This window comes from Salinicola sp. V024 (assembly GCF_052645315.1).
The window spans coordinates 500,387-521,444 of the sequence record NZ_JBQXYB010000002.1 but is presented as its reverse complement, the minus strand read 5'-3'; the positions used below and the strand labels follow the sequence as shown (position 1 = coordinate 521,444).

Here is a 21,058-nt window from a genome sequence, read left to right as displayed (position 1 = left end):
GACGTTACTCCGCTGCCTGCGCACTCATGGGCATTGAAGACTCCCGTGCTTCGTTGTGCTCGCCATGGTTGTCCGTACCCCCATGACCCGCTTTGTAACTTTTGATCAGATCGCCGTAGAAATCCGGCGAGACCTGCGAAAAGTATTCTACTGGATTGGCAATCGAGGGCTTGGCGATCTGGTCATAGTTCTCCGGGAACATCATGCTCTTGGGAGACTGTTTGACCTTGTCGACCCACGCCTGATAGTCCGATTCCGTCGCCACATTGGTGTCGAACAGCATTTCGGAGAAACCTTCACCGCTGTACGCGGTCGAACGACCACGGAAGGAGCCCGTCTCATTGCCTTCCAGATACACGTCGTTGTCCATTCCGGCCATGGCGTAGATCTGGCTGCCCAGCGTCGGAATCATGAACGAGTTCATGACGGTGCCCGAGGTCACGCGGAAATGAATCGGCGTATCTACCGGGATGGTCAGCTCATTGACCGTCGCGATGCCTTCGTCGGGATAGACGAACAGCCATTTCCAGTCGAGCGAAATCGCATCGATGGTCATGGTTTCGTCTTCACTGGCGATCGGCTTGTGCGGGTCGTAAGAGTGCGACGTCTGCCATGTCAGGATGGCAAGGAAAAAGATGATGACGCACGGAATGGCCCACACGAATATCTCGATGATGTTCGAATGTTCCCAGTTCGGCGTGTACTTGGCCGCGAGGTTGGTCCCGCGATATTTCCACGCAAACAGAATGGTCATCACGATGACCGGAATGACCACGATCAACATCAAGCCAAAGGCCGTAATGATCAGCGATTTAAGACCCTGGCCGACCTGGCCGGTCGGGTCCATCAAGGCGGATCCACAACCACTCAACAACAATGGCGCGGTTAACCACGTCATCACACTCAAATACTTGAGGGAGTTCCTTTTTCTCATCTCACGACCCCAGTGGAGGAAAGCTTTTCGGCCCTGCAACAATCGGTTAGCGGCCTGCATCATACGCTGCTAGCCAGGGCTGACAACTCTGACAAGACGCGCAGTGGCGCACCGAGCATCGGACGTCGCCAACGAAGTAGGGATTTCGCGGTCGGTAGTGTACCGAAAAATTGGCTTATCATCAGACGATGACGCCAAACTCGTCATCAATGTGGCGATATGTCGCAGACCGTCGCGGTCTGATCGCCGTCATTTCAGCTTAAGCGTAGCGCAACTCCATGGTGATGTATGCATGAGAGATGTACGGATTCCGGCCGCGCGTAGATGCACGAATCCGCGACGGTGAGAAACCGGTTGCTGAAAACCCTGGAGCGGACGTGTCCGGTGCTGCTCCCAGGTGCCAGGCCTTTACTTCGCATAATATATATTATGTTAAATACACTATACTGGGCGCGAATCTGCTCGGGATACTCCACCAACTTGTTACGCCTCTCTCGTTCACTCGCTCAAACCCTGGCGGCGTCCGGTGGCTCCCGTCGACGCTAGCGCGTAGAATATGCCGCTCTCGATACTTGCCCGGGAATATCGATGCACGATTCGGATGTACTCCTCAAGCAGGCAGACCAACAGTGTCAGGAACGCGGCGTTCGATTCACGCCGATTCGCCGACGCGTGCTGGAAATGATCTCCGGAACGCCCGGCGGCCTCAAAGCCTACGATCTGCTCGATCGCCTTTCGGACGAACATGCCGCGGCCAGACCGCCGACGGTCTATCGCGCCCTGGATTTTTTGATCGAGCAAGGTCTGGTTCATCGCATCGAATCGCTCAACGCCTATATCGCCTGTCCATGCCCAGAGCATGTGCATCGATTTCAGCTGCTGATCTGTCGTCACTGCGGCCGCGTCGAAGAGCTGCATCAGGAAGCCGTGGGAGAAATGCTATCCCGCACGGCCCGCGAACGCGGATTCACGATCCAGCGCCAGACCATCGAGCTGCTGGGTGCCTGTGATGCCTGTCTCGAGAAAGTCTGATCGCGCGGCGATCGAACACGCCTAACGGAAAACCTCATGCCCGGACTTTTTCACGATCTCGAACGCTCGGTAACAGGCGCTCAGGTAGCGATGGATGACTTGCTGTCGGCCGCTAAGTGGAACGATGACGGCCTGATTCCCGCCATTGCGCAGCAGCATGATAGCGGCGAAGTGTTGATGATGGCCTGGATGAACCGTGCGGCCTTGGAAGAAACGCTGAGTACGGGACGAGTGTGCTACTGGTCTCGCTCACGCCAGGCCTTCTGGCGCAAAGGGGAAACCTCGGGTCAGCAGCAACAGTTGGTCGAGGCGCGGTTCGACTGCGACGGCGACACCGTGTTGCTCAAGGTCGATCAGTCCGGACCGGCCTGCCACACCGGTCGCCGCAGCTGCTTCTATCTCAGGCTGACACCCACCGTTGCCGAGATCGATCGCGAGCCGTTGATTTCCCCCGACCAACTCTACGCCGGGAAGCGCTGAGGCCCGCCGTGATCGCCAAGCTCGCCACCTGGCTGCTGACCGCGCTGATCCAGGTCTACCGCTACGGAATCAGCCCCCTGCTCGGCCCGCGCTGTCGCTTCTGGCCCACCTGCTCCAGTTATGCGCTGGAAGCCATCCGTCTACATGGGCCATGGCGTGGTGGCTGGCTGGCGATTCGCCGGCTGTCGAAATGCCACCCGTTTCATGCCGGCGGTGTCGATCCCGTTCCCGAACCCGGCGGCTGTCATTGCCAGTCCGACAACGGCATTGATGACGACGCGGACAGTCACGCCGGCGACGATCAAGACGCACCCGATCGGCGCCAATGAGGGTTGGCCACGATCGCGATCAGTGAAGTTTCTGTTCGGTTCGCGCTTCACGCGCGATGGCATAGATTCGCTCGATCATGGCATGCAAGCCATTGCTGCGGGTTGGGGACAGATGTTTGTCGAGTCCCAGCTCGGTGAGAAATTCGGGCTCGCCGTCGAGAATTTCCTGCGGCTCACGATCATCGTAGAGTCGCATCAGAATGGCGATCAGACCGCTGACGATGGCGGCATCGGAAGTCGCCCGGAAGTGCAGCCGCCCCGCCTCTTGCGTGGATCGCAGCCAGACATTGGATTGGCAGCCTTCAATCTTGTAAGCCACGATCTTGTCTCCCTCCGGGTATTCCGGGAGTTGGCGGCCCATATCGATGATGTACTGGTACCGATCCATCCAGTTGTCGAACATCGAAAACTCGTCCTGCAATTCGGCCTGGGCCTCGCGGATACTCATAGCGCCTCCTGTGATGAATGTCGTCATTATAGGGCTTTGACGATCGAATCCCCAGAGATGCGCCCTCTCCCATTACATAGTCATTTTTACGTATACAGTTTACGTAAATCGCCTATGCTATCTCTCAGGAGCCATCAGAAGCTCCGGCATCATCAGCAACGCAAGGGAAATCGACATGGCACGTAATGGTATTCGTTACGACGACGTCTGCCGCGCCATCGACACGCTGCAGCAGCGTGGCGAAACGGTCAGCGTCCAGAAAATCCGTGAGCTTCTCGGTACGGGCAGCTACACCACGATCAGCGATCACCTTCGAGAATGGCGTCTCCGCCAGAGCGGCGGCTCGGTGCAGTCCATTCCGCGCAACCTCGAGCGTCCCGAAGGTCTCGACACCTGGGTGGCGGATATCTGGGACAAGGCACAGCAGGCGGCCTACGAAAAACTGGCGATCTATCGGCAGGAGGCGGACGACCAGATCCGTGAAGCCGACGAAATCGGCCAGCAGGCTCAACGCCAGAGTGAAAACGCCGAGCAGCGGCTACAGGCGCTCAATGACCATATGCTGCGCGTTCAGGAACGCCTCGAGAGCAAGACCACCGAAGCTGCCCATCTCCAGGCCGAGCTGCAGTCGTTGCACTCTACCCAAAGTCAGCAGCAAAAGCGGATTCTTCAGCTCGAGCAGACCTGCCAGCGCCACCAGTCCAGCCTGGAACAGGCCGAGAAGCAGCACCGCGACGCGATCGCCAAGCAGCATCAGGCTAACCAGGCCAAGCTCGCCCAGGAAGAAAAGCGTCATGAGTCCGCCGAGGCTCGCCTCATGGGCTTGCTGGAGGATGCACGGCAGGAGCGCCTGAAGCAGGAAAAACAGTACGAGCAACGTCTGGCGTCACTCGATCAGCGCTGCGAACGCTTGCAGCACGACCTCTCCGAACAGCGCCGCCAGTATGGGCAGCTGCAGGAATCCCTGCGCGCCGACAAAGTACACATGGAGCAGGCCGAGAGCGAAAAACGCGTCAGCGACGATCGGGTCAAATCCATCCAGCAGGAGCGCCAGCGCCTCGAGAGCGAGCTCAAGAACCTACGCGCGGCCAACCGAGAACTCCATGATCGACTGTCTCGCGCCGCTCTGCCGCCCACGGCGAGTTGAGGCGAGGCCCTTTCCAGAGGGCGTCGGTCAGTGGTCGTCGGTCAATGAGTGTCGGGTGGCAACAGCCCCGCTTCCTCGTAATAGCGTCGCGCTCCCGGGTGAAGGGGCGCGGTCAAGCCATTGTCGATCATGCCCCTCGGCGTCAATCTTGCCAATGAAGGGTGCGAGCGACGAAAGCCATCCAGGTGCTCGAACACGCTCTTGACCAGCTGATAGACGCTCTCTACACTCATATCCGCCCGCGTCATCAGTGTCGCCCTAACGCCGAAAGTGGTCGTGTCGTCCGGCGTATTGGCGTAGGTACCGCCGGGGATCACGGTAACGCTGTAGTAAGGCGTTTCGGCAATCAGCCTGGCAACGTCCGGCCCCGATACCTCGACCAGATGTGCGCCGCAACGTCGCGTCGCGTTGTCGATCGCTCTCGAGGGATGACCGACGACGTAGAAAAACGCATCCAGCTTGCCGCTGCACATCACCCGGGCCATGTCTTCCGGCTTCAGCTCGCTAGCCAGTGTAAAGACGCGTTCCGTCTCACCCTTGACCTTCAGCAAAGCATCCAGCGTGGCACGATGGCCGGACCCGGGGTTGCCGACGTTGACTCGCTTGCCCATCAGGTCATCGAACCGGCGGATCCCGGGCGACGTGGCGACGACCGTGAAAGCCTCTGCGTGCAATGAGAACAGCGCTCTCAGCTCGGGGCTGGGGCCGCTGTCGTAGAACTCTGCGGTGCCCTGCAGCGCGGCGTACTGGATGTCCGACTGGACGATGCCGAAATCGAAGTCACGGGTCCGCACGCCGTTGGCGTTGTAGAGCGAGCCCCCGGTCGACAGTGCCTCACAGTCCGAACCGGTGGACTGCTGATAGAGACGACAGATGGCTTGGCCGACCGTCAGATAGACGCCGGAAGCGTCGCCGGTGCCGATCACGATCGGCGCGCCAGCCCAGCTAGCACTTCCCCAGCACATCAACAGACATGCCACGAAATAACGGCCCGCCCGCCCTGTTGTCGTCGAACGCATCCGCATCTCTCCGCAACGATACCCTGCCGAGCTGGAACGCCCGGCGCTAATTCAGCGTATCGGCCGCGGCAGCCAAAGCTGAATGCAGCCGCTAGACTGACACATGACTGGCGAGGCCATGACGCGACCGGTAAGCAGTCGCGCCCGTGGCGCGTGAGATGGTCGAGCGGACGCGGCGGCTGATCAGAGGCACGCGTTGGTTGCTCAATAGTACGCGTTGGTGGTGTCGGTGTGATCGGTAACGTCGCGAATGCCGGCCAGCTCGGGAATCCGTTCCATCAATGTCTTCTCGACCCCTTCCTTCAGCGTCAGATCGACGGCCGCACAGCCCTGGCAACCGCCGCCGAACTGCAGCACGGCAATCTGCTCCTCGGTCAGCTGGATCAGCCGGATTTCGCCGCCATGCGACGCCAACCCCGGATTGATCTCGCTGTAGAGGATGTAGTTGACCTGGTCTTCCAGCGGGCTGTCGGCATTGACCTTCGGCATCTTGGCGTTGGGCGCCTTGATGGTTAGCTGACCACCCATGCGATCCGGGTTGAAATCGACGACGGCCTCTTCCAGGAACGGCACGCTGTTCTTGTCGAGATAGACGCTGAATCTTTCCAGCTCGAGTCGTTCGTCGGTCGGCTCTTCTTCTCCCGGACGGCAATAGGCAAGACAGGTCTCGGCGTACGGCGTACCGGGCTGGGTGATGAAGACCCGCACGGCGATATCGTCGACACCCTGCTTGGCCAGTAGATCGGCCAGATATTCCTGGCCGCTTTCGGTGATCTGAATCGGTTGGCTCATGGGACTGCGAACTCTGCTTGAGATGTACCATTATGGTAGGAAAAAGCGGGCATCAAAACAATCCCGAGTGATTTAGTCAGGCTTATTGATGCCGGCCGCGGTCTATCGCCCGAGTCCCGCCACCCGTGCCTTTCTGATACCATGCGGCCCCTCGGCGTCTCGGACGGGACGCGATCCGTTCCCCTGCTGCTGGAGAGTCGTCGCCATGACTGCCATTATCCCCGCTTCTTCGCCGGATTCGTCTAGTCAGACGCTGACCAAGACGCTGGGCGAGCGCATCGTGATTCTCGATGGCGGCATGGGGACGATGCTGCAGGATCATCGCCTCGAGGAAGCGGACTTCCGCGGTCAGCGCTTCGCCGACTGGCCCAGTGAGCTCAAGGGCAACAACGACCTGTTGACGCTGACGCGACCGGATATCGTCGAATCGATCCATCGCGCCTATCTCGAGGCCGGTGCCGACATCGTCGAAACCAACACCTTCAACAGCACCCGGCTCTCCCAGTCCGACTACGGCATGGAGTCGCTGACCGTCGAGCTCAACCGTGAGGCGGCACGGCTGGCGCGCGAGGTCTGCGACGCTGTCGCCGAGGAGACCGGCGTGCCGCGCTATGTCGCCGGCGTATTGGGTCCGACCTCGCGCACCGCGTCGCTGTCGCCGGACGTCAACGACCCCGCCCGCCGCAACGTCACGTTCGACCAACTGCGCGACAACTATATCGAGGCCGCCACGGCGCTGATCGACGGCGGCGCCGATCTGATCCTGATCGAGACGATCTTCGACACGCTCAACGCCAAGGCGGCCATCTACGCCCTCGAGGCGCTGTTCGAGTCTCGTGGCGAGCGCCTGCCGGTGATGATCTCCGGCACCATCACCGACGCCTCCGGACGCACGCTGTCCGGCCAGACCACCGAAGCATTCTGGAACGCCGTGCGTCACGCCCAGCCGCTCTCGGTGGGCCTCAACTGTGCGCTGGGTGCCGAAGAACTCAGACCCTACCTGCAGGAACTTGCCGCCAAGGCCGACACTTTCGTATCCGCCCACCCCAATGCGGGGTTGCCCAACGAATTCGGTGAATACGACCAGACCGCGGAAGAGATGGCGGCGATCGTGGGTGAATTCGCCCGGAGCGGCCTGATCAACGTCATCGGCGGCTGCTGCGGTACCACGCCGGAGCACATTGCAGCCGTCAAGCGCGCCGTCGAGGGCGTGGCGCCGCGAGCCATCCCCGAGCGCCCCGCCGCCTGCCGACTCTCCGGTCTCGAGCCGTTCAACATCGAAGCGGACTCGCTGTTCGTCAATGTCGGCGAGCGCACCAACGTGACCGGCTCGGCGCGCTTCAAGCGCCTGATTCAGGAAGAGGACTACACCACCGCCCTGGAAGTGGCGCTGGAACAGGTCGAGAACGGCGCCCAGGTGATCGACATCAACATGGATGAGGGCATGCTGGAGTCCGAGGAAGCGATGGTGCGTTTCCTCAACCTGATCGCCGGCGAACCCGATATCGCCCGCGTACCGATCATGGTCGACTCCTCGAAATGGTCGATCATCGAGGCCGGCCTCAAGTGCATCCAGGGCAAGGCGATCGTCAACTCGATCTCGCTGAAGGAAGGCGAAGCGTCGTTTCGCCATCAGGCCAACGAGTGCCGTCGCCACGGTGCCGCCATCGTGGTGATGGCGTTCGACGAGCAGGGTCAGGCCGATACCTTCGCGCGCAAGACCGAAATCTGCCAGCGCGCCTATCGGCTGCTGGTCGACGATATCGGTTTCCCCGCCGAAGACATCATCTTCGATCCCAATATCTTCGCCATCGCCACCGGGATCGAGGAACACAACAACTACGCCGTCGATTTCATCGAGGCGACGCAGTGGATTCACGAGAATTTGCCCCACGCGATGATCTCCGGCGGCGTTTCCAACGTGTCGTTCTCGTTTCGTGGCAACAACGCCGTGCGCGAAGCGATCCACTCGGTGTTCCTCTACCACGCCATCAAGGCCGGCATGTCGATGGGCATCGTCAACGCCGGCCAACTGGCCGTCTACGATGATCTGCCGAGCGAGCTGCGCGAAGCCGTCGAGGACGTGGTGCTCAATCGCCGTGACGATGGCACCGAACGACTGCTGGAGGTCGCCGAGCGCTATCGTCAAAACGGAGGAGGCGATGGCGGCGGCGCCGGGAAGAAGGAAGATCTCGAGTGGCGCAGCTGGGAAGTCAACAAGCGGATCGAACACGCCCTGGTCAAGGGCATCACCGCTTACATCGAGGCGGACGCGGAAGAAGCCAGAGCCGCGGCCGAACGCCCGATCGAGGTGATCGAAGGCCCGCTGATGGATGGCATGAACGTGGTCGGCGACCTGTTCGGCGCCGGCAAGATGTTCCTGCCCCAGGTGGTCAAGTCGGCGCGGGTCATGAAGCAGGCAGTTGCCTATCTGATTCCCTACATCGAAGCGGAAAAGTCCGGCGAGGTGCAGTCCAAGGGCAAGATCATCATGGCGACCGTCAAGGGTGACGTTCATGACATCGGCAAGAACATCGTCGGCGTGGTACTGCAGTGCAACAACTACGACGTGGTCGATCTCGGAGTGATGGTGCCCGCCGAGAAAATCCTCAAGACTGCCCGCGAGGAGAACGCCGACATCATCGGCCTGTCCGGTCTGATCACGCCGTCGCTCGACGAGATGGTCCACGTCGCCAAGGAGATGAAGCGCCAGGGTTTCCAGCTGCCGCTGCTGATCGGCGGCGCCACCACATCGAAAGCCCACACGGCAGTCAAGATCGCGCCGCAGTATGACGAGCCGGTGATCTACGTCAGCGACGCCTCCCGCGCCGTGGGCGTTGCCAGCCGCCTGCTCTCGCCGGCGCAGAAGCCGGGCTACTTTGCCGATATCCAACACGAATACGATCAGGTCCGCGAGCGCAACGCCAAGCGGCGTCCCAAGGCCTCGGACATCGGTTACGCCGCTGCCAGAGAGCGACGCTTCAAGATCGACTGGGAGCACTTCAAGCCGGTCAAGCCGATCCAGCCCGGGCTCACCGTGTTCGACGACTACGACCTCGAGGAACTGGTCGAAGTCATCGACTGGACGCCGTTCTTCATGACCTGGCAGCTGTCGGGCAAGTATCCCCGAATTCTCGAAGACGAGGTGGTCGGCGAAGCCGCTCGCAACCTGTTCCGCGATGCCCAGGTCATGCTGCGCAAGCTGATCGACGAGCGTCACATCCAGGCCCGTGGCGTGATCGGTCTGTGGCCTGCCAACAGCGTCGACGACGACGTGATCGAGGTCTATGCCGACGAGAGCCGCGAGACCGTGATCGAGCGCCTTCATCACATTCGCCAGCAGAGCACCAAGGGCCGCGACGGCATCTGCCACAGCCTGGCCGACTTCATCGCACCGCGCTATCGAGAGAACGGAGAACCCAGCGACAAGCTCGACTGGATCGGCGGATTCGCGGTGACCTCCGGCCACGGCGCCGACGAACTGGCCAAGCGTTACGAAGCGGCCGGCGACGACTACAACGCGATTCTGGTGCAGGCGCTGTCGGACCGTCTGGCGGAAGCGTTTGCCGAGCGGCTGCACGCGCGCGTGCGCAAGGAGTTCTGGGGCTACGTGCCGGAGGAAACACTGGACAATGACGCCCTGATCGCCGAGAAATATCAGGGTATCCGCCCTGCGCCCGGCTATCCGGCATGCCCGGATCACACCGAAAAGGCCACCCTGTTCCGTCTCCTTGCCGCCACCGAAAACACCGGCATCACGCTGACCGAAAGTTTTGCCATGTGGCCGGCGGCGGCGGTTTCGGGCTGGTACTTCGCGCATCCGGAATCGAAATATTTTTCCACCGGCAAGATCGGTCGTGATCAGGTCGAGGGGCTGGCACAGCGCAAGTCGATGCCGCTGGCAGAGCTGGAGCGGTGGCTATCGCCCGTGCTCTCCTACGATCCGGATGCTTCCCAGGCCGGTGACAACGAACGGGATTCGAGCTCTGCGCTGGCGTCGTGACGGCCAGTCCGTAATAACGATAAAGCAACAAATTATGAGTATTTATTCTTTTGTAGAATAAAGCGCCCGCGGTAAGGTGCACTCATTGGCAATCCATGACTAGCAGGATCAGGCCCGATGTATCGCTACGATTCCTATGACCAGACGCTCGTCGACGAGCGCGTTGCGCAGTTCCGTGACCAGATGGACCGCTATCTCGCCGGCAAGCTCGGTGAAGAGGAGTTTCGTCCGGTTCGATTGCAGAATGGCCTGTACATTCAGCGCCATGCGCCCATGCTGCGGATCGCTATCCCTTACGGCATGTTGAGCAGCCATCAGCTCCATGCGTTGGCGACGATCACTCGCCGCTACGATCGCGGCTACGGCCACTTCACCACCCGCCAGAATCTGCAGCTCAACTGGCCGGCGCAGGAAGACGTCCCCGATATCCTGGCGGATCTGGCCAAGGTTCAGATGCACGCGATCCAGACCAGCGGCAATTGCATTCGCAACACCACCAGCGACCAGTTCGCGGGTATCGCCAAGGATGAAGTGGTCGATCCACGCCCCTGGTGCGAGCTGATTCGTCAATGGTCCACGCTGCACCCTGAATTTGCCTATCTGCCGCGCAAGTTCAAGATTGCGGTGACAGGCGCCACCCATGACCGCGCCGCGATTCACGTCCACGACATCGGCCTGCGACTGTTCCTGAACGACGCCGGCGAGCTGCGCTTCCGCGTGCTCGCTGGCGGCGGCATGGGGCGTACGCCGATGATCGGCGAGGTGGTCCGTGCCGACCTGCCCTGGCAGCATCTGTTGACCTATCTCGAAGCCATCGTTCGCGTCTATAACCAGTTCGGTCGTCGCGACAACAAGTTCAAGGCGCGAATCAAGATCCTGGTCAAGGCGCTGGGCGTCGAAGAATTCGCCCGCCGCGTCGAGGCCGAATGGGCCCATCTCAAGGATGGTCCGCAGACGCTGAACGACGGCGCGGTGGATGAAGCCAAGACCCACTTCCCCGAGCCGGCGCGTCGTCCGGTGGCCGAGTCCGCGATCGTCGCGTTCGACCAGCTGCGTCAGGACAATCGCGCCTTCGCCCGCTTCGTGACCAACAACGTCATGGATCACAAGGTGCCGGGCTACAAGGCGGTTACCCTGTCGTTAAAACGGCGCGAAGCGGCGCCGGGCGATATTACCGCCGATCAGATGGATGCCGTGGCGGATCTCGCGGAAACCTTCGGCTTCGGTGAACTGCGCGTCACCCACGAGCAGAATCTGGTGCTGTCGGACGTCCCCGTCGACGAGATCGAAGCGCTATGGCAGCAGCTGGACGCGCTGGGCATGGCCAACCCCACCGTGGGCACGTTGAACGACATCATCTGCTGCCCGGGCGGGGATTTCTGCTCGCTGGCCAACGCGGTGTCGATCCCCATCGCCCAGGCGATTCAGGAGCGCTTCGAGGATCTCGATTTTCTCTACGACCTCGGCCCGATCGATCTCAATATCTCCGGCTGCATGAACGCCTGCGGTCATCACCATGTCGGCAACATCGGCATTCTCGGTGTCGACAAGAAAGGCGAGGAGTACTACCAGATATCGCTGGGCGGCAACGCCGACGACGATGTCTCGCTGGGCAAGATCCTGGGCCCTTCCTTCTACCGTGAAGACGTTCCCGACGTCATCGACAAGGTACTGCAGGTCTACGTCGAGAAGCGTCTGGATGAAGAGCGCTTCCTCGATACCTACCGCCGTGTCGGCCATCAGGCTTTCAAGGAGCGTGTCTATGCAGCCTGAACAGGAGCTTCAAGAAGCCCATCAACACGCCCAGGAAGCCGTCACTGCCACGAGTGCGCTGATCAAGCTTGGCAAACCGGCCGCCGACACCTGGGTGCTCTTCCGCGACGCGGAAAGCCTGCCCGAGAGCCGCCCCGCTATCGTGCCGCTCGCCTTGTGGCAGCAGCATGCGAATCAGGACGACCTGGCCCCGTGGCTGTCAAGCGACACCGAGTTGACACCGGAACTGGTCGCCGAGCTGGAACGGACGGCCCTGATCGCGATCGACTTCCCCGCCTTTACCGATGGCCGAGGCTATACGCTGGCGCGACTGCTGCGGGAACGTTTCGGATACGCCGGCGAAGTGCGCGCCATCGGTGACGTCCTGATCGATCAGCTCTATTACATGAGCCGCTGCGGCTTCGATGCGCTGGCACTGCGTGAGGACCAGGAACTCGAACCGGCCCTGAAGGCGCTCAAGGCTTTCACCGTCAGCTATCAGCCGGCCGTGGATCTGAGCGAACCGCTCTTTGCTCGACGCCTGAAAGAACGATAGAGCAGAGAAGGTGTTACCCATATCTCCCAATGACCCCGGCCCTGGCCGGGGTCATTGCGTTTTAGCCGAATCGGTCCTGCTCACTGCTTCAACCACGGCGTTTCTGTTGGCGCTCACGATTGTTGGCCCGCGCCCGTTCGGACTTGCGCAGCATCACGAAGGTCGCGCCCAGACCGCCTTGATGGGCCGGCGCCGAACTGAACGCCTGAACCTGTTCGAACTGTTTCAACCAGTGGTTGAGATAGGAACGCACCACGTTGGACCGGCCATCGTCATCCCGCGAACGTCCGTGCACGATGAGAACGCTGCGCAGATCGTGCTCGTAGGTGTCGCGGAGGAAGCCGAACACCGCACGACGGCATTCGATCACCGGCATGCGCAGAAGATGCAGACGCGCTTCGGCGGCATAGCCACCGTGACGCAGCCTTTCGAGCACCCCAATCTGGATGCCGTCGCGGCGGAACTCGATCGGATCGTGAGCGCCTAACAGGTCGACGAACCCGTCGGACAGGAAGTCTCGCTGGTCGTCACCGGCCTGCTGCGCACTGGCACGACGCGCCAGCTGGGCCTCCGACGGCGACGCTTGAGCCCGGGCGAGCGCGGCCTTGTCGCGGCCCTTTCTGAGAGGCTGCACATCGTTACCCAAAGCATCACGGAATGCCTGGTGGTCGTTGGTCGCGTGACTCATGATGGCGTTCCTTCATCGATACCTCATTGGTGCTTCGACTTCAAATGCTAGCACGGGGTTCGGGAGCTCGATCAACGGCGTGTCGTTTCTTCTCCAGCGCTGCGCCGTCTGCACATTGTGTATGCTGGCAGCAGTGCTTCTTGAAACGTCTCTTGAAACGTCTCTTGAAACGTCTCTCGAAACGTCTTTCGACACGTCCCCCTTAGCTTCTCCACATAGATCAGGGTCTTTCATGACAAGACGTCTTCTCATCGGGTTTTTCGTCCTGCTGATCACGGCGATCGCCATTGGCGCCGGATATTTCTGGTATACCTTCATGAGCCCCTACGGCTACCAGCCCGCGGAAACCGCGGTCATCGACGACCGGGTGCCGGAGCAGGACGTTTTCGTCTACGGCACTCTGCGCTATGACTGGTTGCGCTGGGTCATCATGGGAACGCCGGCTGACACGCGCGATGCCACGTTGAAGGGATACCGCCGGCAGGATCTCGACATCCTGCCGCAGGCGGACGCCGAGGTGCCGGGGGAAGTGCTGACGGTCAGTCCCGATGCCCTGAAAGCCCTGGATCGTTACGAACGACTGGGAATTCGCTATACCCGGGAGAGCGTCAAGCTCGAAGACGGCACCATCGCCTGGGTCTATCGGCGCATCCCGGAACAGGCCCGCGCCGCCGCGGCGCAGCCGTGATTGAGGCTGTGTCGCCATAACCGCTACAATGCGGGTCCGATAACCTCGCGCTAGCATGGCCGGTATTGAGATGGCCCTTGTTGAAATGGCCCGCGCTGATAGATGCCGTGACGACAGATGCCGTGCTGACAAGCCCGCGCGAATAGATCTCGTGCTGACAGAACAAGGTTATGCCTTACCGATGCCTACGCTGACGCTGTACCACAATTCGCGTTGCTCGAAGTCCCGCGAAGCGCTTGCCCTGCTGGAGTCCCGCGGCGTCGAAGTCATCGAACGCCGCTATCTGAACGATCCGCTTTCCCGCGAAGAGCTGGAGGGGCTGGCACTGCGTCTGGGCGACGATGCCGATCAGATACTTCGCCGTGAAGAGACGGAGTGGCAGATGCGGGGCATCGACGAGCCGACACGCGCACAGATCATCGATGCCATCGTCGAGCATCCGCGCCTGATGCAGCGGCCGATCGCCGATGATGGCGAGTATGCCGTGGTCGGGCGCCCACCCCAGGCCGTTCTCCAGCTGATCTAACGTTTCAGTACCGACACCACCCGTGCGCCCGAGGGAATTTCATGACTGATCGTACCGCCAACCGCGGCTCTGCCGTCCCTTACGTTCTCGTTCTCTACTATTCACGTCAGGGCGCGACGAAAACCCTGGCGGAGCAGCTGGCTGCAGGCATCGAGAGCGTCTCGGGCATCGAGGCCCGACTCCGGACCGTCCCACCGGTTTCTCCGGTCTGCGAAGCGACCGCCCCGGAAGTGCCAGACGAAGGCGCCATTTATGTCGACGAAGACGATCTACGCCACTGTGCGGGCCTCGCACTGGGCAGCCCGACGCGATTCGGCAACATGGCGGCACCGCTCAAGTATTTTCTCGATACCACCAGTGGCCTGTGGATGAATGGTGTACTGGTCGACCGGCCGGCTACCGCTTTCACATCGACGGCCAGCCTGCACGGTGGCCAGGAAAGCACCCTGTTGACCATGCTCATTCCGTTGCTGCATCACGGCATGGTCTACGCCGGCGTTCCCTATAGCGAGACCGCCCTGCTGAGCACTCAGAGCGGCGGAACGCCCTACGGCACCAGTCATCTGGCGGGACCCAATGCGGACCGTGAAGTCGATGCCGATGAGCGCGCGCTGGCCATGGCCCAGGGGCGCCGCCTGGCCGAACTCTCGCTGGCGCTCGAGTCGATGCGGGATGCGCGTTCATGACTTTGTCATCGTCCCCGACCGCTGACGCCACCGCCCTGAACGCCGCTCGCCGGGGGGTATGGATGGCCTACGCGGCGTTGCTGGCCCTGCTGGTGGTCAGTGGCATCTGGCACTACCTGCAGCAGCACGCCCAGGCGGCCGCGATACTGGTTCGAATTCTGCCGCTGGTATTGTTCCTGCCGACGCTGCTGATGCAGCGGCGTCGTGGCCATATCTGGCTGACGGCGCTGGGCGTGCTTTACGTCGTTCAGGGGATCATGATCATTGCCAAGGGCGGGGGCTCGGTGCTGGTCGGCGCCGAGATTCTGGCCGCCGCCGGCCTGGCGATCATGGCCTATCGGTACGTTCGCTTGCGCGGCCGGATCGATCGTCCCACCTCGTGAGACCATCCAGCGTACTGATTCTGGCCATGCTGGTACTCAGCGTGGCCAGCAATTTGTTGGGCTGGCCAATCTGGCCGGCGGCAATACTGGCCTGGCTTGCCACGCTTAGGCTGTTCCGCAAGCTGCCACGAACCTCGCGTCGCCAGGCCGGCACCCTGTTCGGCGCCGGCCTGCTGCTATGGGCGGTAGCGCTGATCCGCGGGACCCCTTATCCCCTGCTGCATGCCCTGACCATCAACCAGTCACTGCTGATGATGTTCGCCGGCGTCAGTTTTCTGACCATGGCGACACCGCCGACCGATAGCGACGATCAGCGCTCGGGCAGCATGCTCGGCACGATGCTGGGCGCACATCTATTCGGCGCCGCGATCAATCTGTCGGTGGTCTTCCTGTTTGGCGAGCGGATGCAGCGCGACGGCAAGCTGACCCGCTCGCAGGCGCTCATCGTCGGGCGTGGTTTCACCGCCGCTGCCGCCTGGTCCCCTTTCTTCGTCGCCATGGGCGTCGCCCTGACCTACGCCCCGGGGCTCGACTATCTGAGCCTGCTCCCGTGGGGGCTGTTGGCGGCGGCTCTGCTGCTCGCGCTCAACTGGATCGACATCCGGCGATTGAACGCCCCTTTCGTCGGCTACCCGATCGGGAAAAGTGCGCTGCTGATGCCTTGTATACTGGCCGTCGTGGTCATCGCATTGCATCTGTGGCGACCCGATCTCTCCATTCCGCTGATCATCGCCATCGTCGCGCCAGTGTTCTCGTTTCTGCTGATGCCACGCGATCATCGACGTGACCGGATGCGCCACCAGTTCACCCATGGACTCCAGCGGCTGGCACCCCAGTTCGCCCTGTTTCTGGGTGCCGGCGTCATCTCGACGGGGCTAGCCGCCCTGTTGGCCAGCCTGCCTGACGGGCTCGATCTACCGATCGATCATTTCGGCCACTGGCAGGCCTGGTTTGCGCTGGGCGTGATCGTGGTGATCTCCTTTACCGGCATTCATCCGCTGATCGGCATCGCCACGCTGGCGCCGCTGATCGCCCCGCTGCATCCCGATCCCACCCTGCTCGGCATGCTGTTTCTGATGTGCTGGGCGCTGGGAACCGGTAGCAGCCCACTGTCCGGCAGCAACCTGGCCATCTGCGTGCGCTACCAGATTGCCGTGCGCGACATGCTGCGCTGGAATCTACCCTATGCCGTTCTCGGCTGGTGCTGTTGCGGGCTAGTGCTGGCGCTTCACGCGGCCCTTGGCTAATGCCACGTCGACCCGGAACAGTGATACGCCGGGCCAAGGTGATGAGCGGAGCCAGAGACCGTTGCCAGAACCGCTACCAGAGACCAAATCAGGGGATGAGCCTAATGACTAAGAGCCGGGGGCATCATCACCGTGCTCGGTCAGGCTACAATGGTCACCATTCATAGCGTACGCATGGAGAATCACTGATGAGCGACCTCGCCGGTATGCGACGGGATTACGAAGGCGAAGCCCTGGCGCCGGAAAATACTCCCGACACGCCACTTCCCCTGTTCGAGGATTGGCTGAACCAGGCCATCGAAAGTGAAGGGTTGGACGCCAACGCCATGACCCTGGCAACGGTCGACAGCGAGGGGCATCCCCACGCCCGTGTGGTGTTACTGAAAGGTTTCGACCCGCAGGGTTTCCGCTTCTATACCAATTATCAGAGCCAGAAAGGCAATGAGCTCGCCCACGTGCCCAATGCCGCGGTCGTATTCTGGTGGCCCGCTTTGCAGCGGCAGGTCCGTGTCGAGGGTAGCGTCGAAAAGGTAGATGTTCAGCAGTCCGACGACTATTTCTCTAGCCGCCCTCGCAAGAGCCAGCTGGCCGCCTGGGTTTCGCAGCAAAGCGTCGAGATTCCCAACCGGGACTGGATGCAAGAACGCCTGGCACGCTTCGAGCAGGTCTACACCGACCAGCCTGTCGAACGGCCGCCGCACTGGGGCGGATATCTGCTCGTGCCGCAGACGATCGAGTTCTGGCAGGGGCAGCGCAGCCGGCTGCATGATCGCGTGCGCTACACCCGTCGAGACAGCCAGGCCACCGAATGGCATCGCACCCGTCTGGCGCCGTGACGGCCTTCGGGAAACCTGCTCGACGTGCCAGTCTGTGGCTTCTCAGACTGAGATTTCCGAGCCCGTGGCTTCCGGAACTGAGATCTCTGGGGCAGTGATCTCCGAGGCTATGGTTTCTCGAACTGAGATTTCCAAGCCCAGAACGCAAAACGCCCGGCCATCATGACCGGGCGTTCTTTTGGCATTGACGCGGGGCTGCGTTAGTCGGCAGTACCGTCAGTCCATTCGGCGACGACATCGGGATGCTCGTCGACCCACTTCTTGGCGTTCTCGTAAGGATCCGAACCGTCTTTCTGGTTCATGAGCATGACTTCGCCCATCTGATCCGGCGTCCAGTTGAAATTGTCGAGAATCGCATAGGCTTGCGGCATCTCGTCCTTCAGGCCCTTGTGCACGACGGTGCTGATGTGCTCGGCATCGCCATAGGCCTTCTTCGGATCGTCGAGATACTTGAGATCCCAGCGCGCGAACATCCAGTGCGGCGTCCAGCCGGTCACCACGATGTCCTCGTGATTCTTGACCGCATCGGCCAGCGCCGAAGTCATGGCGGCACCGCTGCTCGACTGCAGCTGCAGCTTGTCGATGCCGTACTCGTCGATAGCATCTTCGGTCTGTGACATCAGGCCCGCGCCCGGATCGATCCCCACAATCTTGCCGTCGAATTCATCGGCGTGATCGTTCAGCTGATCGATCGAGTCGATATCGGTGTATTCCGGTACGACCAGCCCAAGCTTGGTCCCTTCCAGGTTGGGGCCGAGATCTTCGACATCATCCTGAACTTTCTTGAGATAGTCGCCGTGCGTGGTCGGCAGCCAGGCAGCCACGATGGCGTCGGCATCGCCGGTTCCCACGGCCTGCCACATCACGGCGGCACCCAGAGAGTTCATTTCGACGTCGTACCCCTGTTCTTCGAGTACGGCGCGGATCACGTTGGTGGAAGCGACTTCGGATGCCCATTCGACGTAGGCCAGCTTGATGGTTCCCTTGTCGTCCTGGGCCTGGGCGACACCGGCGGTCATGCTGATGCCGGCGGCCATCATCAAGGCGCCATAGCGAACGGCTTGCGACATTACGTTACGTGTCATCGACTTTCCCCTTCTTGTGGTTTGCGTACCGCTACCGATGCTGCCGGCGAAACGCTGGCAGCATCGGACTCCTGCTCTTCAATCTCTAACACTTCGAACTCTGGCTTTCTGGACCCTGGCTTTCGGGGCCCTGGCTTTCGGAACTCTGGCTTTCGGGACTCTGGCTTTCGGGACTCTGGCCTTCGAGAATCTGACGCTGCTTTATGCTTATTTCGTTTTCTTTTTACCGCTGAGAGACTGCGTCAGGCGGTCCAGCAACATCGCCATGATCACGACCGCGATACCGGCTTCGAAACCCTCGCCGGGGCGCAAGCGCTGGATAGCGCGCCATACTTCGCTACCCAGGCCATTGGCGCCGATCATCGCCGCGATCACGACCATCGATAGCGCCAGCATGATGGTCTGGTTGATACCGCCCATCAGTGTCGGCAGCGACAGTGGCAACTGAACCTTGACCAGCTTCTGGCTACGCGTGGAGCCATAGGCATCCGCCGCCTCGATCAGGTCTTTCGGCACCTGCCGAATCCCGAGAGTGGTAAAGCGGATCGCTGGCGGCATCGAGAAGATCACCGTGGCGAAGATGCCGGATACCGAGCCGATGCCGAAAAACGGAATGGCCGGGATCAGGTAGACGAACGCCGGCATCGTCTGCATGAAATCGAGAATGGGCATGATCACCCTATAGAAGCGATCGGATATCGCTGCCAGAATTCCCAGCGGCAGCGCGATCACGATGGCGATCAAAGTGGCGATGACCACCAGCGTCAGCGTCTGGATCATCGGATCCCAGAGACCCAGATTCCAGATCAGGCCCAAGCCCAGCAAGGCGCCGATCGCCAGACGACGACCGCCGACTTTCCAGCACAGCAGCGCGACCAGCAAGATCAGCGCCCATTCAGGCAACCACATCAAACCGTCGTTGAGCAAATTGATGCCGGCCTGCGTCCCCCGGGAAATCGCCCGGGTCACGCCGGAAAACTCGGTGGTCAGAAAGTCGAGTCCGCTCTCGATCCAGTCGCCCAGCGGAATTCTTGGAATATCGAAATCCATCAGTGTTCTCCCGTCTGCGCCAGTTGTTCGAGTACGGCACCCTTGACCACCACGCCGAGCAGCCGCTGCTCGTCATCGATGACCGCCACGGGAAAACTCTTGCCCTTGAACATCGGATACAGCGTAGCCAGCGGTTCTTCCGGGCCCACGTGAGGGAAATCCGTCACCACCAGATCACGAATCGTATCCTTACCGGCCTTGGCGGCTTCCTCGACGCTTTCCGCCTCCAGAATCCCCAGCAACTTGCGCTCGCGATCGGTGACGTAGATCGAATCCAGCGAGTTCTCGCTCATCTTGCGCAGCACCGTACGCGGGCCGTCATCATGACGGGCCGTGGCACGAACCGGGCGCATCACCCGACGGGCCGTGACGACGCGGGACCGATCGACGCCTTCGGTGAAACGCGCCACATAGTCATCGGCGGGGTTGGTCAGCACCTCTTCCGGCGTGCCGATCTGCACGATTTCGCCATCCCGCAGCAGAATGATGCGGTCGCCGATATTGAGCGCTTCGTCGAGATCGTGGGTGATGAAAATCGTGGTCTTCTTCATGCGGTGCTGCAGCTCGATCAGCTCCTGCTGCATGTCCCGCCGGATCAGCGGGTCGAGCGCGGAGAAGGCCTCGTCCATCAACAGCACGCTGGAGTCGTTGGCCAGCGCTCGGGCCAGCCCGACACGCTGCTGCATGCCGCCGGAAAGCTGGCTGGGGTAAGCATGCTCCCAGCCGTCGAGTCCGACCTGCTTGAGCGAGTTCCTGGCTTTCTCGGCCCGTTCGGCCTTGGCGATTCCGCGAATCTCGAGTCCGTATTCGGCGTTCATCTGCACCGTGCGGTGCGGGAACAGCGCGAAGTTCTGGAACACCATCGAGAAATGCCGACGACGGCAGTGCAGCAGGGCTTTGTCGCTGAGCTGGGGGATGTTCTCCCCGCCGATGATGATGTCGCCTTCGGTCGGTTCGATCAGCCGGTTCAAGCAACGGATCAATGTCGACTTTCCGGAACCGGAAAGCCCCATGATGACCAGAAGTTCACCTTCGCGGACGTCGAAGTTGATGTTGGAGAGACCGAGCGTCTGCCCGGTTTTTTCGAGGATCTGGGCACGATTGAGACCCTCGTCACGCAGCTTGAGCGCTTTCTTGGTGTCGTCGCCGAACACCTTGCTCAAGTTTCGCACTTGAATCTTGGTTTGCTGTGTGTCGGTCATGTCAGGCCTAGGTTGGCAAAGCAGAAGAAGTCCTCTACGACGTCGTTAAGACGCGTGTCGAACGGTATCTGTTAGTGTTATTAGGTTTCGCATCATACGGTTTTATCGATAACCCTTCAAACGACAATATCCTATAATTGAATGAGCGTTCAACTTCCATCACCCCTTCTTCTCC

21 protein-coding genes are annotated in these 21,058 nt (G+C 61.0%); 13 read left to right on the top strand and 8 right to left on the bottom strand.

The features are described from left to right. Positions 1-4: 4 nt before the first annotated feature. Entirely contained in the window at positions 5-997 is a 993-nt protein-coding gene (gene cyoA / locus ACUN9V_RS05890; RefSeq protein WP_445510697.1) for a ubiquinol oxidase subunit II, read from the bottom strand. A gap of 525 nt (positions 998-1,522) precedes the next feature. On the opposite strand from cyoA, the gene ACUN9V_RS05885 reads away from it, so the two are divergent. From ACUN9V_RS05885 to yidD, 3 genes are read left to right on the top strand one after another with little or no spacing between them, the layout of a single operon-like run. Further along, positions 1,523-1,966: a transcriptional repressor gene (locus ACUN9V_RS05885; protein ID WP_439283027.1), complete on the top strand. Its 444-nt coding sequence runs from the start codon at positions 1,523-1,525 to the stop codon at positions 1,964-1,966. A 36-nt stretch (positions 1,967-2,002) separates the two neighbouring features. After that, positions 2,003-2,446, top strand: a complete 444-nt coding sequence (gene hisI / locus ACUN9V_RS05880) for a phosphoribosyl-AMP cyclohydrolase (protein ID WP_439283029.1) — start codon at positions 2,003-2,005, stop codon at positions 2,444-2,446. Positions 2,447-2,454: 8 nt separating this feature from the next. Then, the gene (yidD, locus tag ACUN9V_RS05875; protein ID WP_439283031.1) at positions 2,455-2,775 is read left to right on the top strand and encodes a membrane protein insertion efficiency factor YidD; all 321 of its coding nucleotides are present in this window, start codon (positions 2,455-2,457) and stop codon (positions 2,773-2,775) included. Positions 2,776-2,794: 19 nt separating this feature from the next. Here yidD and ACUN9V_RS05870 read toward each other — a convergent pair whose 3' ends face one another. Further along, complete coding sequence (locus tag ACUN9V_RS05870; RefSeq protein WP_075562295.1) at positions 2,795-3,223, bottom strand: SufE family protein; 429 nt, start codon at positions 3,221-3,223, stop codon at positions 2,795-2,797. 175 nt (positions 3,224-3,398) lie between these two features. Here ACUN9V_RS05870 and ACUN9V_RS05865 point away from each other — a divergent pair, with 175 nt between their 5' ends. Next, positions 3,399-4,370, top strand: coding sequence for a DNA-binding protein (locus ACUN9V_RS05865; RefSeq protein ID WP_075562296.1), 972 nt, complete (start codon positions 3,399-3,401; stop codon positions 4,368-4,370). Between the two features lie 41 nt (positions 4,371-4,411). Here ACUN9V_RS05865 and ACUN9V_RS05860 read toward each other — a convergent pair whose 3' ends face one another. Both ACUN9V_RS05860 and nfuA read right to left on the bottom strand, forming a co-directional pair. Next, positions 4,412-5,389, bottom strand: a complete 978-nt coding sequence (locus ACUN9V_RS05860; protein WP_445510696.1) for a TAXI family TRAP transporter solute-binding subunit — start codon at positions 5,387-5,389, stop codon at positions 4,412-4,414. Positions 5,390-5,593: 204 nt separating this feature from the next. Continuing rightward, the gene (gene nfuA, locus ACUN9V_RS05855; protein ID WP_188113769.1) at positions 5,594-6,181 is read right to left on the bottom strand and encodes a Fe-S biogenesis protein NfuA; all 588 of its coding nucleotides are present in this window, start codon (positions 6,179-6,181) and stop codon (positions 5,594-5,596) included. Between the two features lie 205 nt (positions 6,182-6,386). On the opposite strand from nfuA, the gene metH reads away from it, so the two are divergent. The 3 genes from metH (at position 6,387) to ACUN9V_RS05840 (ending at position 12,492) form a co-directional block, all read left to right on the top strand. Then, positions 6,387-10,184, top strand: a complete 3,798-nt coding sequence (metH, locus tag ACUN9V_RS05850; protein ID WP_445510695.1) for a methionine synthase — start codon at positions 6,387-6,389, stop codon at positions 10,182-10,184. Between the two features lie 117 nt (positions 10,185-10,301). After that, a complete protein-coding gene (locus ACUN9V_RS05845) occupies positions 10,302-11,957 on the top strand; it encodes a nitrite/sulfite reductase (RefSeq protein ID WP_445510694.1) in 1,656 nt (551 codons plus the stop codon). Then, entirely contained in the window at positions 11,947-12,492 is a 546-nt protein-coding gene (locus tag ACUN9V_RS05840) for a DUF934 domain-containing protein (RefSeq protein ID WP_083627794.1), read from the top strand. Before ACUN9V_RS05845 ends, ACUN9V_RS05840 begins: the two co-directional genes overlap by 11 nt. Positions 12,493-12,580: 88 nt before the next feature. On the opposite strand, the gene smrA is transcribed toward ACUN9V_RS05840, so the two are convergent. Then, the gene (smrA, locus tag ACUN9V_RS05835; protein WP_445510693.1) at positions 12,581-13,180 is read right to left on the bottom strand and encodes a DNA endonuclease SmrA; all 600 of its coding nucleotides are present in this window, start codon (positions 13,178-13,180) and stop codon (positions 12,581-12,583) included. 232 nt (positions 13,181-13,412) lie between these two features. Here smrA and ACUN9V_RS05830 point away from each other — a divergent pair, with 232 nt between their 5' ends. From ACUN9V_RS05830 to pdxH, 6 genes are all read left to right on the top strand, one after another. Continuing rightward, positions 13,413-13,868 (top strand): gamma-glutamylcyclotransferase family protein, encoded by a 456-nt coding sequence (locus tag ACUN9V_RS05830; RefSeq protein ID WP_445510692.1) that lies wholly within the window; start codon positions 13,413-13,415, stop codon positions 13,866-13,868. 181 nt (positions 13,869-14,049) lie between these two features. Continuing rightward, a complete protein-coding gene (locus ACUN9V_RS05825) occupies positions 14,050-14,394 on the top strand; it encodes an arsenate reductase family protein (protein WP_075562303.1) in 345 nt (114 codons plus the stop codon). A 41-nt stretch (positions 14,395-14,435) separates the two neighbouring features. Next, positions 14,436-15,080: an NAD(P)H:quinone oxidoreductase gene (wrbA, locus tag ACUN9V_RS05820; protein WP_075562304.1), complete on the top strand. Its 645-nt coding sequence runs from the start codon at positions 14,436-14,438 to the stop codon at positions 15,078-15,080. Beyond that, positions 15,077-15,463, top strand: coding sequence for a DUF2069 domain-containing protein (locus ACUN9V_RS05815; RefSeq protein ID WP_445510691.1), 387 nt, complete (start codon positions 15,077-15,079; stop codon positions 15,461-15,463). The genes wrbA and ACUN9V_RS05815 overlap by 4 nt, the downstream gene beginning before the upstream one ends. Beyond that, positions 15,460-16,710: a hypothetical protein gene (locus tag ACUN9V_RS05810; protein WP_445510690.1), complete on the top strand. Its 1,251-nt coding sequence runs from the start codon at positions 15,460-15,462 to the stop codon at positions 16,708-16,710. The genes ACUN9V_RS05815 and ACUN9V_RS05810 overlap by 4 nt, the downstream gene beginning before the upstream one ends. Before the next feature lie 185 nt (positions 16,711-16,895). After that, positions 16,896-17,546: a pyridoxamine 5'-phosphate oxidase gene (gene pdxH, locus ACUN9V_RS05805; protein ID WP_110691812.1), complete on the top strand. Its 651-nt coding sequence runs from the start codon at positions 16,896-16,898 to the stop codon at positions 17,544-17,546. Between the two features lie 200 nt (positions 17,547-17,746). Here pdxH and ACUN9V_RS05800 read toward each other — a convergent pair whose 3' ends face one another. The 3 genes from ACUN9V_RS05800 to ACUN9V_RS05790 all read right to left on the bottom strand — a co-directional run bounded on the left by ACUN9V_RS05800 (position 17,747) and on the right by ACUN9V_RS05790 (position 20,883). Then, positions 17,747-18,631: a glycine betaine ABC transporter substrate-binding protein gene (locus ACUN9V_RS05800; RefSeq protein WP_075562308.1), complete on the bottom strand. Its 885-nt coding sequence runs from the start codon at positions 18,629-18,631 to the stop codon at positions 17,747-17,749. A 207-nt stretch (positions 18,632-18,838) separates the two neighbouring features. Continuing rightward, on the bottom strand, positions 18,839-19,681 hold the full coding sequence (locus tag ACUN9V_RS05795) for an ABC transporter permease (protein ID WP_439283055.1): 843 nt from the start codon (positions 19,679-19,681) through the stop codon (positions 18,839-18,841). Further along, positions 19,681-20,883, bottom strand: coding sequence for a quaternary amine ABC transporter ATP-binding protein (locus ACUN9V_RS05790; RefSeq protein WP_075562310.1), 1,203 nt, complete (start codon positions 20,881-20,883; stop codon positions 19,681-19,683). Before ACUN9V_RS05790 ends, ACUN9V_RS05795 begins: the two co-directional genes overlap by 1 nt. Between the last annotated feature and the right edge of the window lie 175 nt (positions 20,884-21,058).